Origin of the sequence: Nocardioides alkalitolerans, from assembly GCA_038184435.1 — a bacterium.
Taxonomy (GTDB): Bacteria; Actinomycetota; Actinomycetes; order Propionibacteriales; family Nocardioidaceae; genus Nocardioides; species Nocardioides alkalitolerans_A.
The window spans coordinates 3,500,805-3,514,144 of record CP116227.1; the positions used below are offsets into that span (position 1 = coordinate 3,500,805).

The window sequence follows — 13,340 nt, forward strand, 5'->3', positions numbered from 1 at the left end:
CGCGGGCGGCGCGATCTCGTCCACCGTCACGTCGACGGCGCCGCCCACGAGCGGCGCGACGGCGCGGCGTACCGCCTTCGTCGTCGCACCCACCGACGCCTCCCACGCCGTGGCCACGTGCACCTCGCACCCGCTCAGGTGCAACCGCACGCCGGTGACGAGGCGGTCCGGGAAGTAGGTGACGGCCAGGCCGTCGCGTCCCGCGCGCAGGCCGACGACGCCCGGCACGTCGAGCACGGCCTCGGCGACCTGTTCCGCCAGCGAGGCCGGTCGCCGGGACGGCGCCGATCGGCGACTCCGGCGCGCGGGGCGCGCGTCGTCCGCCCGTGCGGTCCGTGGTGCGCGGCGCAGCTGATCCGGCTTCGTCATGAGTCCCTCCCGAACACGTTCCAACCTGGGTTGGTCGTGGGAGGACGCAGGATCGTCACGCGGATTACGTGAGGGAATCCCTTAGACGGAGGTGGCGTCCACCACACGTCGCACGCGGGCGGCGTTGGTCACGGGGTTCTTCACGACCTCGAGGAACTCGTCCATGTGGCGCTCCAGGCCCGTGAACTTGTCGAAGGGGGCACCCACGACGAGCTGGAACCCGAGGCCCCGCCAGGCGGCGACGGCCCGGCCGGCGAACTCGGCGTCCGCCTTGACGAACCCCTCGTCGAGGAACACGGGCGCGAACCGCGGCCGCGAGCGGAGCTCGTCACCCAGCCGGAAGCGCAGTGCCGCGCCGATGACGAACGCGATGAGCTCCTGCGACTCGCCGCCGGACTTCTCGCCGAGGGTGCGGTACCAGGCCTGGTGCGCCCCCGTCCGCGGGTCGTAGCGCTCCGCCGAGACCTCCACGTGGCGCCGTACGTCGAGGAGCGCGTCCCGCAGGCGTGCCTCGGCCGCGCCGGCGCGCGGGTCGTCGGCCGTGCGCAGCTGGGCCATGAACCGCTGGAGGCGCACGAACCGGGCCTCCAGCGCCTCGCCGGTGAGGCGTTCGCTCGTGCCCTGCGACAGCTCGCGCAGGTCGCCGAGGAAGAGCGTCACCTCGGTCGGGGTGAGCCGGCGGATCCGGATGCGCAGCCGGTCGGAGCCCGCCCCGAACGGCAGGCGCCGCAGGATGTCGTTGATCGGCGCGAGCCGGTCCTCGATGTCCTCGATCGCGGCGGCCATGGCGCCGGCGAGCGGCACGAGGTCCTGGCCCGACCAGTCGGCCAGGCGGCGCCGCCACTCCTCGCGGCGGTCGGCGAGGCCGGTGCGGCGGATCTCGGCGAGGATGTCGGCGTAGTCGCGGTAGCTGGTGAGCGCCGTGCCGCGGTTGGGGTCCGGCCAGCGCTCGGCGTAGAGCGTGAAGATCCGCACCAGCTCGCGCGACGCGGCCGCGATCTGCTCCGACGCGGTCCGCGCCGCCTCGCCGAGGCGGTCCCGCAGGCGCGAGCAGTTCTCGGCGAAGCGCTCGAGCGATCCCTCGACGCCGGGCCCGACGGCGGCGGCGAACTCGGCGTCGAGCCGCGCGGCCTGGTCGTCGGTGAGCTGCGTGGCCTGCTCGACGCGGTCGAGCTCGTCGTGGCAGGCGTCCTCAGCGTCGACCAGCCGCGCGTGCTCCTGCTCGAGCTCGGCGCGCTCGTCGGCGGCCAGGGTGCGCTCGACCTCGGCGGCGCGCATCGCCGCCTCGATCTCGTCGACCTGCCCGGCCAGCGTGCGCAGGTGGGCGTCGGAGCCGAGCACGCGCTCGCGCTGCGCGCTCAGCTCGTCGCAGCGCTCCTGGCTGCTCGCCACGTCGAGGTCGGCGAAGGGGATGTCGGCGATGGCCTGGTACGCCGCGACCCGGGCCTCGGCGGCGCGCTTGCGGCCCGCCACCTCGGTGCGCTCGCGGTCGAGCGCGTCGAGCTGGTCCTCGATCCGGCCGAGGGCCGCGTCGACGGCCGCGAGGGCCTCGGTGTTGGAGAAGCCGATGATGTCGGCGCCGCCGCTACGTCCGTGGGAGCCGCGGCGGCCCGAGCGGGTCTGGCCCGCCAGGGTGACCCGGAAGCCCTTGCCGTCGAGGTCCGCGGCGGACTCGACGCAGAGGGCGTCGCGGGAGGGATCGGCGAGGTACCAGCGCACCCAGCCCGCGAACGGTCCGTCCTGGTGGTCGAGCTTCCCCGAGATGCGGTCGGAGGAGCCCGGGGCCGGCGGGTCGACGTCGAGGTCGGCGCCGACGAACGTGATCCGGCGCGGCAGGTCGAGGTGGTCGATCGCGGCGGAGAAGTCGCGCAGCCTCTCGGCCGGCACGAGCAGCTGGCGGGCCGCGCCGCCCAGCACCGTCTCGATCGCGGTGCGCCACCGCTCCTCGTCGGGCCGCACCTCGACGAGCTCGGCCAGGAACGGCAGCTCGGCCGTCGTCAGCCCCGCGGCCTCCGCGAGCAGCCGGCGGATCTCGTCGAGCTCGCGCGGCACGCGACCACGGCGTCCCGCCAGCGACGCCCGGTCCTTGCGCAGCTCCGCGCGGCGCTCGAGCAGCGGGCCCTGGCGCCGGGCCACGTCGACGACGCCGTCCTCGAGGCGGGCGAGCTCCGCGTCGTACCCCGCCAGGAAGACGCGGCCCTCCGCCTGGGCCGCGGCGTAGGACTCCGCCGACGTGAGGTCGACGCCCAGCACGGCGGCCCGCGGGGCGAGCCGGTCGCGGCGCTCCGCGAGCTCCTCGGCGCGCGCCTGCTCCTTCTTCAGCTCCGCACCCAGCAGCTCGAGCGTCTCGCCGCCCGCGCCGCGGTGGGCCTCGCGGGCCGTCGACAGCTCGACCTGCAGGTCGGCCACCCGGCGCGCGATGCTCGCGCGTCGGTCGCGGTTGGTCTCGCGGGCCGCCTGGTTGGCGCGGACCGCCTCGGCCAGCAGGCCGGCGTGGCGGCGCAGCTCCCACAGCCGCAGGGGCGACGGCCCGGGGGAGGTGGCGCCGTAGGCGTCGAGCTCGCCGATCCGGTCCTGCGCCGCGACGAGCACGCGGTGGTGGTCCTCGATCGGGGCCAGCAGGTCGGACTTCTGCTGCTCCGTCACCATCGTCTCGTAGGACGCCTCGAGGTCGTCGAAGTGCTCGACCGCGCGGTCGGCCGCGGCGTACGTCGCGGGACGCTCGAGCACCATCTCCTTGTAGAGCTCGTCGACCGAGCGCACGGGCTGCGAGGCCTGGATGCGCGCGAGGAGCCGGAGCGCCTTGTCGCCGTCGCCGTTCGCGCCGATGCCGAGGCGGGCGTGGAGGCGGGCGGCGAACACGGCGTAGGTCTCGTGGCACTGCAGCCGGGGGAACAGCGCCCGCAGCTCGCGCGGCGCGAAGCGGGAGCCGACGGCCTGCTGCAGCTCGGAGAGGTCGAGCTCGCCCTCCACCGTCGCGAGGCGCGTCAGCACGTCGCTCGTGCGGGTGGCGCGGCGCGGCACGTAGAAGATGCGCAGCACCGTGAACCGCCGCTGCCGGTCGTCGACGAACGTCGCGGCGACGGCGCCCCACGTGTCCTCGTCGGAGCCACGGAGCGTGACCTGGCGCGATCCACCGCCGGCGCGGTCCTCGGCTTGGTCGACGACACCGCGCAGGTACGACAGCGGGCTGCGCTGCCCCGCCGAGCGGGCCCGCCCGGGTGCGACGTCGTTGGACGCGCCGTTGAGGCGCGTGTCGGACGGCATCATCAGCGTCGTCCACGCGTCGAGCAGCGAGGACTTGCCGACGCCCGACGCACCGGTCAGCAGCGTGGTCTCGCTGTGCAGCGGCACGACGTGGTGGCCGTTGAAGCCACCCCAGTTGACGAGCTGCAGCGAGGTGATCCGCCACTGCGTGCTGCCCTCGGTGGCGCCGTGCATGCCGAAGAGCGCCTCGTCAGCGGCCTCCAGGAGGCCCTCGTCGGGGACGTCGGGGGCGGTGTACGCCGCGAGGTCGGCTGCGTCGAGCGCCGGGTCGGCCTCGAGCTCGGGGTCGGCCTCGAGCTCGGGCTCGAGGGAGGCCCCGGTGGTCTCCGTCGTCTCCTCGGTCACGCCTCGTCCTCGGGGGTCTCGTCGGTCGCGGTGCTCTCGTCGGTCGCGGTGCTCTCGTCGGTGGGCTGCTCGGCGGCCTGCTCCTCCAGCCACGACAGCAGGTCGACGAGCCGCTCCAGCGGGAGCAGGGTCTCGACGGCCGGGCTGATCTCGAACCGGTCGGCCGTCGCCGGCCCCAGGAGCAGGCCGGCCTTGTAGACCGACGCCACCGCGTTGCGGGCCCGGGCCTCGTCGCCGGCGTCGTCGGTGGCGTCGGCCGGGCGCATCGAGAGCAGGTGCTCGACGATCTCGGCGACGTCCACCCAGGAGCGCTCCTCGCCCCGCGCGGAGTCCGTGAAGTGACGGTTGCGGAGGAAGACGAGCGTGATGGTCTCCTCGCGGTTCCACGCGGTGTCGTGCAGCAGCGTCGGGAAGCGTCCGCCCGCCTCGGGCACGGCCTGGCGCTTGAACGCCACCTCGCGCTCGGTGTCGACGACGAGCTCGAGGAAGAGGTCGTTGAGGCGCGACACGATCGCGCGGGGGTTCTCCATGAGCGCCGCCCACTCGCGGGGGTGGGTGCGGGCCGTGATGAACCGGAGCTTCACCAGCGCGAGCAGGGCGCGGCGCTGCTCGAGCAGCAGACCACCCTCGTCGCCCTCGAAGAGCGACAGCGAGCTCGTCGCCTCGAGCTCGGGGTTGAGGTCGACCCCGGTGTCGGTGTCGGTCATCGGGCGTCCTCCGGGAGATCGGGGTCGTCGTCGGGGTGGGTGGTGCGGGTCAGCACCGTGGGCAGCCGCAGGGTGCGGGTCGAGCCGTCGGGGCGCACGGTGACGACGTCGGTGGACCCGTCGCCGTCCACCAGCCCGCGGCGCTCGGCGAGGTGGAGGAGGCCGATGACCTCGACCGGCCGCCGCAGGTGCACCGGCAGGGAGTCGAAGAGCTCGGCGAGGGTCGCGGGGCCGGGCAGCAGCATCGGGTCGAGCACCGTGTCGAGGGCGTCGCCGAGGTCGGTGAGCGACGGGCCGCCGGCGGCGCGCAGCTCGTCCCAGGACACGTCGCCGCCGTCGGTGTCGTCGACGGGCTCCAGCGGCGGCGGCACCCGCTCCTCGCTGGGGTCGAAGAAGCGCTCCCGGAGGTGGTCGACGCCCGCCCGCTCGGCGAGGAGCGGGACGCCGGCGGTCGCGCGGGGACCGGTCGCGGCGTACCAGGTGCCGAGCCGCCCCTCGAGGTGCCGCAGCACGCGCTCGAGCTCGCGGTCGCGGTTGACGTCGCGGGCCTCGATGTTGCTGCGGAGCGTCGCGGTCGCGCGGTTGCGCTGCACGAGCACGCGGTCGAGGCCGGCGCGGATGAGCTTCACGGTGTCGCGGAGCTCGCGGCGGTCGGCCTCGGACAGGATCGCGTCGGTGCTGGGGTGCTCCAGCAGGGCCGCGATGTCGGCGCGCAGCTGGCCGAGCAGGTCCTCGTCGCGCAGCAGCGGGAACGCGCCCTCGAAGGCCCGTCCCTCCGGGGTCGCCGTGGTGAGCTGGTCGATGCGTGCGAGGTAGTCGTCGACGAGCTCTCCCGCGGGCCGCTCGTCGGCCCGGAACGCGTCGTGGATGTCGTTGCGGATGCGGGCGAACGCCTCCTCCACGCGCGCGAAGTCGCTGGGCAGCGCGCTGACGAGGGAGCGGAGCTCGCCGAAGCCCTCCGCCATGTAGTCCTCGCTGGCGGGCGGCATCTCCCCGCCGTCGATCAGCCGGTCGCGCTCGACGCGCAGCCGGTTGATCTCGTCGTTGAGCAGGGTGACACGGGTGGTGCGGTCGGGGTTCGCCTCGGAGTTGAAGCGTCGGAACGCCGACACGATCGTCGCCACCCGGTGCTCCGACAGGGTCGCGCGCTCGCGGGCCAGGGAGCGGGCCTGCTCGAGCGACTCCTGGGCGGACGAGGTCAGCACGTAGACCTCGCCGTCGCCGTCCGCCGCGTTGGCCCGGATCAGCCACTTGCGGCGCATCCAGGTGAGGCACAGCTCGCGCCCGGTGCCGCTGGGCAGGCCCTCGACGCCCGCCATCCGGAGCTCGTCGAGGTAGGTCTCGACCTGGTGGTGCAGGCGGCTCGTCGGCACGGGCTGGTTGTCGCGGCCGAAGGCCAGCCGGAAGATCGTGAGCACGAGCGGCGCGTGCTGCTGGTGCAGGAGGCGGAGCGTCGGCTGCTCGAACGCCTCGCGCATGCGCGCGAGCTCGTCGGCGACGTCGCTCATCGCAGTCCTCCCAGCCGTGTCGTGACCGGGTGAGGATGCCATGGCGGACGGCTACCGGCTCAGTCGAGCCCCCAGGAGGAGACGTGGGTCGGCGTCAGGCGGATGGCGGCGGCGTCCGCGTCGTACCGTGCCGGGCCACGCAGCGTCACCCCCCACGGGCGCCAGCCGGGACCGTCCCCCACCCCGTCGATGACGGCGGCGGCCCACGGGTGGGCGGCGACGTTGCGCACCCGCACCGTGCCGGCGAGGGACCGGCCCGTCAGCAGCAGGTCGCCGGTGGTGGGGTCGTGCTTCCAGACGGTGGGTACGACGTGGGGCAGGCCGTCGGCGTCCACGGTGGCCATCCGGGCGAGGCCGGTGGGGCGGGACAGGACGCGGAGCTCGGCGTCGGTCGGTGCGCGGCGGGGCATGGCGACGATGGGACAACCTCGACCGCGGTTGAGGTCAAGCCGGGGCTGCACGAGGCGGGTTCCGGACAGGCGTGCCGCGGGCCGACGCCCCCCGACGTCGACCCGCGGCACGGATCAGGGCCCTGCGCGCCGCGCGGCGCGGAGGGTCAGCCGGCGCTCACCACCCGCCACGGGGAGCTCCGGCGGGTGCTCGGCTCCTTGTCCCGTGAGGGGCGCGTGGCCTCCCACAGGCGGCCGTCGTGCACGACGCGGTCACCCCGGTGGTAGCGCTGCTCGCTGCTCCAGTCGGGCGCCCCGGGCACGCCGTTGACGGTCTCGGTGCTCTCCGCCAGGGCCTGGGTGGCGTGGCCGATGGCCGGCGCCATGATGTCGAGGGCCTCCTGCGACACGTTGGTGATGTCGTCGTCCGGGGTGTGGTAGTTCGGGTCGAGCAGCTCGCCCGCGGTCCCGCCGAACGTCGCCGCCTCCTCCTCGGTCTTCACGCCGTCGGCGCCGGTGAACAGGCCGGAGGCCGGGATGCCGTTGGTGATGAAGGCCTGGTAGTCGCTGCGGCCCGAGAACTCCGAGTCCACCCAGGGCTGGTCGACCGAGTCGAAGTAGTCGGTGAACACGGTCTCGGTCGCGATGGAGCCCTCGGGCACCTCGACCGGCGCCTCGTAGGTCGACTCGTCCGCGTCGTACACCCCGATCGTGTAGTTCGGCGAGCCCACCATGTCGAAGTTGAGGTAGGTCGCGATCGACTCCAGTCCGGCGGGGTCGTTCGTCGCCAGGTCGTCCACGTAGTGCGCAGAGCCGAGCAGCCCGATCTCCTCGGCGCCCCACCAGGCGAAGCGGACCTTGTTGTTGAGCGGCCCGGCCTCGGCCAGCTGCACGGCCGTCTCGAGGATCGCCGCCGAGCCGGAGCCGTTGTCGTTGATGCCCGGACCCTCCGGCACGCCGTCGAGGTGCGCGCCGACCATGACCACGTTGGAGTCGCGGCCGGTCGGCGTCTCGGCGAGCACGTTGAAGGTCTCGATGGTCTCGACCGACGCCTGCAGGTCGAACGTCGCGGTGAGCGGACCGGCGGCCAGCGCCTCCCGCAGCGCCGCGCCCTCGGCCTGGGTGATGCCGACCGCGGGGGCCGACCCCTCGAGGGTCTCGCCGAGCGTGCCGTTGAGGGCACCGTCGGTGTTGTTCGCGACGACCACGCCGGCCGCCCCGGCCGCCCCTGCCGCCGTCGCCTTCTGGCCGAAGGAGCAGGTGCCGCGGTCCACGAGCACGACGTCGCCCGTGACGTCCCCGCCCGCGTACGCCGCCGCGTCGCAGCCCAGCGGATCGGTGGCCGGGGTGGTCAGCGGGGCGGTGACGCCGCCGGCGGGCGTCGAGGAGGAGTACGACATGGCGACCGGCTCGAGCGCCACGCCCGGGACCTCGAGGACGACGGTCTCGACCTCGTAGGACTCCACGTCGAAGTACTGGCGCTCCGGGGCGTAGCCGGCCGCCGTCAGGACCTCCTCGACGTAGGCCGCGCCCGCCTCGTAGCCCGACGTGCCCACGGCGCGGTTGCCGCCGTTGGCGTCCGCGATCGCCTGCAGCTGCTCGAGGTGGTCGTGGACCGCGGCACCTGTGACCGTCTCGGACAGGTCGGGCGCGTCGTGCCCGTGGCCCGGACCATGGCCGTGCCCGGGTGCCCGCCCGGGGCCCCGGTCGTCGTCCCCGGGTCCGGCGGCAGCAGGACCGGTGGCGGCCGCCACGGCGAGACCGGTGACGACGGCGGTCACGGTCCCCATCACCGGACGCCTGGTGCGTCCGGACAGCATCGAGCTCGTCCTCACGTGTACCTCCCGATCGAGCACCCCGAGTGCCCTCGTTCGTCCGCGCGGCGCACCCCGATGCGCGCCGAGCCGGTGTGAGGACCCGCACGCTACGTGCTCCGACGCCCGGTGTGAACCGTGCGCACCCTCACGTCAGCGGCGCCGGGCCGGGCTCGCGCACGGCACGCAGGTGGTGGCCGAGGGCCGCACCGCGAGCCGCGCGGGGTCGATCGGACGGCCGCAGACGGCACACACGCCGTACGCGCCCCGGGCCACCCGGTCCAGCGCGGCGTCGATCTCCCGCAGCCGCTCGGTGCCCTCCCGGAGCAGCGTCTCGACCTGCGCGCGCTCGAACGCGATGGTGGCGCCCTCGGGGTCGTGCTCGTCGTCCGCGTTGCTGTCGCGGCTGGCGGCGACGAACGCGGCGTGCTCCTCCCGGAGGCGGGTGAGGCGCGCGAGGGTGGCGGCACGCTCCGTCCGGAGCGCGTCCGCGTCCGCGGGAGGCTCGAGCGCGGGGTCGGTCACCCGTTCGAGCCTGCCACGCGCGGGCTCGACGGCCTAGGGTCGAGAGGGTGACCCCGGATCCCACCCGCGCCCGCGTCTTCGGCTCGTTCGCCGAGGACTACGACCGCTACCGGCCCGACTACCCGGCGGAGGCCCTCGACTGGGTGCTCGCCGACGACCCGCGCCGCGTGGCCGACGTGGGCGCCGGCACGGGGAAGCTCACCGCCGCCCTCGTGGACCGGCGCCTCGACGTGGTCGCGATCGACCCGGACGAGGCCATGCTGGCCCAGCTCGCCGAGCGGGTGCCGGACGCCGAGCGGCGCGTGGGGCGGGCCGAGGAGCTGCCGCTCGACGACGCCTCCGTCGACCTGGTGCTGTTCGGGCAGGCGTGGCACTGGGTCGAGCTCGAGCCGGCGGTGGCGGAGGTACGTCGCGTGCTCTGCCCCGGCGGCAGCCTCGCGCTGCTCTGGAACACGGTCGAGGACGACCAGGGCGGCTGGGTGGCCGAGATCGAGTCGCTCGACCCGGCCCCGCCGCGCACGGCGGACTGGAGCCCCGACGACGTCGGGCTGCCCGAGGGGGAGTCCGAGCTCGCCGCGATCCGCTGGACCTGGTGGGTCTCCGTGGACCAGGTCGTCAACAACCTCGCGACCCACTCGGGGATCGCGACCCTGCCCGACGACGAGCGGGAGGCGCTGCTCGACCGGGCCCGCGGCATCGTCGAGCGCGCGGTCGAGGAGCAGGACCGCGGCGACGGGATGATCGCGTGGCCCCACACCTGCATCTGCGTGCGGTGGACGCCCCGGGACTGACCCGCCGGGGTCCGGCTCAGGCGGCGCGCGCGACCACGGCGCCGCCGAACGCGCGGCGTACCAGCGGCAGCGCCGCCAGCAGCAGCACCGCCGGCAGCGCGAACGCGATCCCCAGGCCCCGGCCCTCGCCGACCACGCCGAGCGAGGCGGCGCCCAGCACGACGCCGGCGTAGTTGAAGAGGTTGACCCGCGCGACGACCTCGTCGCTGCGTCCGGGCGCGAGCTCGCCCGCCGCGCCGAAGGCGAGCGGCACCAGGGTCCCCGTCGCGACGCCGGCCAGGGCGAACCCCGCCACGGCGCCCGGCACCCCGGGGACGACGGCGACGAGGCCGCAGCCGACGGCGCCGACCACGATCCCCGCGAGCGCGACGGGCGCCCGGCCCGACCGACGCACGAGCACGTCGGTCACCAGCCGCGTGGTGAGGACGGTGCCCTGGTAGGCGGCGTACCCCAGCGGAGCCAGCGCCGCGTCCGCGACGAGCCCGTCGAGGTAGACCGTGCTCCACGTCGACACCGCGGCGTCGACGGCGAACGCGACGAGCACGAGGGCACCGACGATCCGGATGCCCCGCCCGGGCAACGGTCCCCGACCCTCGTCTCCGGGCCCGCCCCCCGGCTCGCGGGCGGCGCGAGCGTGGTCGAACAGCCGCACGCCGACGAGGGCGACGCCGGCGAGCAGGACCGCCGCCACCACCATGCCGGTCGTGCCGGACAGCTCCGTCGTCGCGATCCCGGCCGTCGTGAGGGCGCCGAGCGCCGCTGCGGCCGTGTACGCCGCGTAGCAGCGCCCCAGCAGCGGTCGGCCCCGACGCCGCTCGGCGAGCACGCCCTGCATGTTGCTGGCGGCGTCGACGGCGCCCAGGCCCGCGCCGTACACGGCCGTCGCTGCCACGAAGAGGCCCAGGGAGCCGGCCGTCGCCGCCACGGTGAGCGCGGTGGCCTGCACGAGGAGGCCCCCGGCGAGCGCCTGGCGGCTGCCCCACCGCACGGCGACGAGGTCGGCGAGCACCGACCCGACCGCGGCGGCGACGCACACGCCGAGCAGGAGGCCCGAGACGAACGCGTCGCCGAACGCGAACCGGTCCTTGATCGCGGGCAGCGCGGTGACGACCGCGGCGTACCCGAACCCCTGGGCCGCGAACGCCGCCGCCACCACCGGGGCCGAGCCGGGGCGCGTCATGCACGCATGATGGACCCATGACGCCCCCCAGCATCGGAGAACTGCGGAGCCGACCGGCGCTCGAGCACCTCGACCTCGTGGCGGCCCCCGTCGCGGCGGCGCTGCAGGCGTGGGCGGCGGCCGACCCCGTCACCGCCGGGGCCGTCGGCGTCGCCGAGATCGACCCCGCGCTGGCCGACACGGCGACGCTCGTGGAGGCCTACCCAGCCCTGCTGCCGGAGATGTCCTTCAACTGCGTGCTCGTCGCCGGGCGCCGTGACGGCGAGGAGCGGGTGGCCGCCTGCGTCGTGCGCGCCGACACCCGCGCCGACGTGAACGGCCTGGTCAAGCGGTCCCTCGACGTGCGCAAGTGCTCGTTCCTGCCGATGGAGCGGGCGACCGCGGAGTCCGGCATGGAGCACGGCGGCATCACCCCCGTGGGCCTGCCCGGCGCCTGGCGGGTGCTCGTCGACGAGCGGGCCCGCACGGCCCCCGTCGCCGTCATCGGATCGGGGCTGCGCCGCTCCAAGCTGCTGCTGCCGGGCTCCTCGCTCGTCGCGGTCCCCGGCGCCGAGGTCGTCGCCGACCTCGGTCGCTGAGGCCGGCGCCTCAGCTGCCCGGCTGGGCCACGTCGAACACGGCGAGCTGGATGCCGTTGGAGTACGTCGCGTGCTCGACCAGCGTGAGCGCGACCTTGTCCGCGTCGTCGGCGAAGAGCCGCTTGCCGCTGCCGAGCACGAGCGGGAACGTCAGCAGGTGGAGCCGGTCGACGAGGCCGGCCGCGAGCAGGCCCTGCGCGAGGGTGGCGCTGCCGTGCACGTGGATCTCGCCGCCCTCGGTCTCCTTCAGGGCGGCGACGTCGTCGAGGCTCCGCAGCACCTGGGTGCCCGACCACTCCGGGTCCTGCAGGGTGGAGGACACGACGTACTTCGGCATCGCGTTGTAGGCCGCGAACTCCTCCATGGAGGGCCACACCGGCGCGAACTCGTCGTAGCTGCGCCGACCCAGCAGCAGCGCCGTCGCCGTCTCCATCTCGCGACCCTTGATCTCGTAGGCCTCCTCGACGAACGGCACGTCCTTGAAGGTCCAGCCCGCGTGCGGGTGGTCGCCGCCCCCGGGGGAGTCGACGACCCCGTCGAGGCTGACGAACTCGGTGACGACGATGGGGCGCATGGCTTCCTCCTGGGCTCGCCCGCCGGCGGCGGGGCGGTGGGTACGGCGAGTCTGACCCCCCACCGACCCGGAAGTCATCGGGGCTGCCCGGGACGTCACCCGCGTCGTACGGTGGCCGGGTGCTCGAGCTGACGTTCTCCGGCGAGGTCGTCCACTGGCGTGGGCCGGCGCCGTTCCACTTCGTGGCCGTGCCGCCCGACGAGACCGACGAGATCCACGCGGTGGCGGGGGCGGTGACCTACGGCTGGGGGATGATCCCGGCGACCGTCACCGTGGGTCGCACGAGCATGACGACGGCGATCTTCCCGCGGGACGGCGGCTACATGGTGCCGCTCAAGGTAGCGCTGCGGCGGGCCGAGGAGGTCGAGCTCGGCGACGTCGTCACGGTGACGGTGGCGATCGCGTCTCCCTGACCCCCGGCGTCGCTGTCGCGGCGCTTGCTCAGGCGTCGCCCGCCACGTAGGCGAACGACTCCGCCAGCACCCGACCCCAGAGGGCGTCGCCGCCGTCGGCGGCGGGCGGGACGCCGACCCACTCCCGGGCCTCCCCGCGTCCCATCCGCATGCGGTGGGCTCCCGCGGTGGCGACCAGCTCGTCGGCCCGCTCGGTCGGCACCTTCACGACGAGGTTCCCCTCGGTGTCGACGAAGCCGAAGATCTTGTCGCGCACGGTGAGGCTGTCGCCGCCGAACATGCGGCGCTGCCCGACACCGGGGCGGCCCAGGTGGTCGACCGCGAGGTCGGCGAGCACCGCCTCCCCGGCCGTACGACGCGGGTCGCGGGCCACGGCGTCCCGGACCTCAGCGGGTGACGGGGCTGGCGTCGTCGACGGACGGACCGGAGCCGCCCTCCACCTCGACCAGCGCGGAGGCGCAGGCGGCGTGGAGCACGACGAGGAGCTCGGTGTAGGTCTGCTCGCCCCGCGGACCGGCCTTGAGGTAGGCGGCGCGGGCACGGTTGAGCTGGAGCCGCAGCACGGCCGACTGGCCGGGGTCCTTGGCCTCGAGCCGGCGCAGGGCGCGGTCGAGCGCGACGTACTCCCGCACGGCGTCGGTCCCGTCCTGCGTGCGCTCCTCGGCGGTGTGCATCTGCTCCCCTCGCTCTCTGCTCCAGAAGAAAGAAAAACCGGAGCGCACGCCGCGCTCCGACGCGACGATGGTGCCACAGTTCGGCGCCGAATTCAGGGTCGTCGCGGCACGCTGTGGACGGACCTCCGGCACCACGGTGAACGGCAGGTGACGCGGGGATGAGGGCGGGGTCGTCGGCGGGCGCGGTTGCGGTCGCGAGCCGCGCG

Annotated in this window: 13 protein-coding genes; 3 read left to right on the forward strand and 10 right to left on the reverse strand. The window is 75.0% G+C overall.

Annotated elements, in window-relative coordinates; all coding sequences use genetic code 11:
- Positions 1–450: 450 nt before the first annotated feature.
- The 6 genes from PIR53_16665 to PIR53_16690 form a co-directional block, all read right to left on the reverse strand.
- Complete coding sequence (locus PIR53_16665) at positions 451–3,981, reverse strand: SbcC/MukB-like Walker B domain-containing protein (GenBank protein ID WZH51639.1); 3,531 nt, start codon at positions 3,979–3,981, stop codon at positions 451–453.
- A complete protein-coding gene (locus tag PIR53_16670; GenBank protein WZH51640.1) occupies positions 3,978–4,688 on the reverse strand; it encodes a DUF4194 domain-containing protein in 711 nt (236 codons plus the stop codon). Before PIR53_16670 ends, PIR53_16665 begins: the two co-directional genes overlap by 4 nt.
- The gene (locus PIR53_16675; protein ID WZH51641.1) at positions 4,685–6,196 is read right to left on the reverse strand and encodes a DUF3375 domain-containing protein; all 1,512 of its coding nucleotides are present in this window, start codon (positions 6,194–6,196) and stop codon (positions 4,685–4,687) included. The genes PIR53_16670 and PIR53_16675 overlap by 4 nt, the downstream gene beginning before the upstream one ends.
- 59 nt (positions 6,197–6,255) lie before the next feature.
- Entirely contained in the window at positions 6,256–6,606 is a 351-nt protein-coding gene (locus PIR53_16680; protein ID WZH51642.1) for a pyridoxamine 5'-phosphate oxidase family protein, read from the reverse strand.
- A gap of 146 nt (positions 6,607–6,752) precedes the next feature.
- Complete coding sequence (locus PIR53_16685) at positions 6,753–8,375, reverse strand: M20/M25/M40 family metallo-hydrolase (GenBank protein WZH51643.1); 1,623 nt, start codon at positions 8,373–8,375, stop codon at positions 6,753–6,755.
- 177 nt (positions 8,376–8,552) lie between these two features.
- The gene (locus tag PIR53_16690; protein WZH51644.1) at positions 8,553–8,924 is read right to left on the reverse strand and encodes a TraR/DksA C4-type zinc finger protein; all 372 of its coding nucleotides are present in this window, start codon (positions 8,922–8,924) and stop codon (positions 8,553–8,555) included.
- A gap of 47 nt (positions 8,925–8,971) precedes the next feature.
- On the opposite strand from PIR53_16690, the gene PIR53_16695 reads away from it, so the two are divergent.
- A complete protein-coding gene (locus PIR53_16695; protein WZH51645.1) occupies positions 8,972–9,715 on the forward strand; it encodes a class I SAM-dependent methyltransferase in 744 nt (247 codons plus the stop codon).
- 16 nt (positions 9,716–9,731) lie between these two features.
- Here the strand turns inward: PIR53_16695 and PIR53_16700 are convergent, their stop codons facing one another.
- On the reverse strand, positions 9,732–10,895 hold the full coding sequence (locus PIR53_16700; GenBank protein ID WZH51646.1) for a hypothetical protein: 1,164 nt from the start codon (positions 10,893–10,895) through the stop codon (positions 9,732–9,734).
- 17 nt (positions 10,896–10,912) lie between these two features.
- Between PIR53_16700 and PIR53_16705 the strand changes: the two genes are divergently transcribed.
- Positions 10,913–11,473, forward strand: coding sequence for a YbaK/EbsC family protein (locus PIR53_16705; GenBank protein WZH51647.1), 561 nt, complete (start codon positions 10,913–10,915; stop codon positions 11,471–11,473).
- A gap of 10 nt (positions 11,474–11,483) precedes the next feature.
- Here PIR53_16705 and PIR53_16710 read toward each other — a convergent pair whose 3' ends face one another.
- A complete protein-coding gene (locus PIR53_16710; protein ID WZH51648.1) occupies positions 11,484–12,047 on the reverse strand; it encodes a dihydrofolate reductase family protein in 564 nt (187 codons plus the stop codon).
- Positions 12,048–12,166: 119 nt separating this feature from the next.
- Between PIR53_16710 and PIR53_16715 the strand changes: the two genes are divergently transcribed.
- A complete protein-coding gene (locus PIR53_16715; protein WZH51649.1) occupies positions 12,167–12,460 on the forward strand; it encodes a DUF1905 domain-containing protein in 294 nt (97 codons plus the stop codon).
- 28 nt (positions 12,461–12,488) lie between these two features.
- On the opposite strand, the gene PIR53_16720 is transcribed toward PIR53_16715, so the two are convergent.
- Together PIR53_16720 and PIR53_16725 are read right to left on the reverse strand one after the other, a co-directional pair.
- Complete coding sequence (locus PIR53_16720) at positions 12,489–12,833, reverse strand: TfoX/Sxy family protein (GenBank protein WZH51650.1); 345 nt, start codon at positions 12,831–12,833, stop codon at positions 12,489–12,491.
- A gap of 13 nt (positions 12,834–12,846) precedes the next feature.
- A complete protein-coding gene (locus tag PIR53_16725; protein ID WZH51651.1) occupies positions 12,847–13,134 on the reverse strand; it encodes a hypothetical protein in 288 nt (95 codons plus the stop codon).
- Positions 13,135–13,340: the final 206 nt, after the last annotated feature.

Excerpts from the sequence above, each read along its gene's own strand:
- PIR53_16685 (WZH51643.1), bottom strand. The coding sequence starts at position 8,375 with ATGGGGACCGTGACCGCCGTCGTCACCGGTCTCGCCGTGGCGGCCGCC.
- PIR53_16725 (WZH51651.1), bottom strand. The coding sequence starts at position 13,134 with ATGCACACCGCCGAGGAGCGCACGCAGGACGGGACCGACGCCGTGCGG.
- PIR53_16710 (WZH51648.1), bottom strand. The coding sequence starts at position 12,047 with ATGCGCCCCATCGTCGTCACCGAGTTCGTCAGCCTCGACGGGGTCGTC.
- PIR53_16700 (WZH51646.1), bottom strand. The coding sequence starts at position 10,895 with ATGACGCGCCCCGGCTCGGCCCCGGTGGTGGCGGCGGCGTTCGCGGCC.
- PIR53_16670 (WZH51640.1), bottom strand. The coding sequence starts at position 4,688 with ATGACCGACACCGACACCGGGGTCGACCTCAACCCCGAGCTCGAGGCG.
- PIR53_16705 (WZH51647.1), top strand. The coding sequence starts at position 10,913 with ATGACGCCCCCCAGCATCGGAGAACTGCGGAGCCGACCGGCGCTCGAG.
- PIR53_16675 (WZH51641.1), bottom strand. The coding sequence starts at position 6,196 with ATGAGCGACGTCGCCGACGAGCTCGCGCGCATGCGCGAGGCGTTCGAG.
- PIR53_16680 (WZH51642.1), bottom strand. The coding sequence starts at position 6,606 with ATGCCCCGCCGCGCACCGACCGACGCCGAGCTCCGCGTCCTGTCCCGC.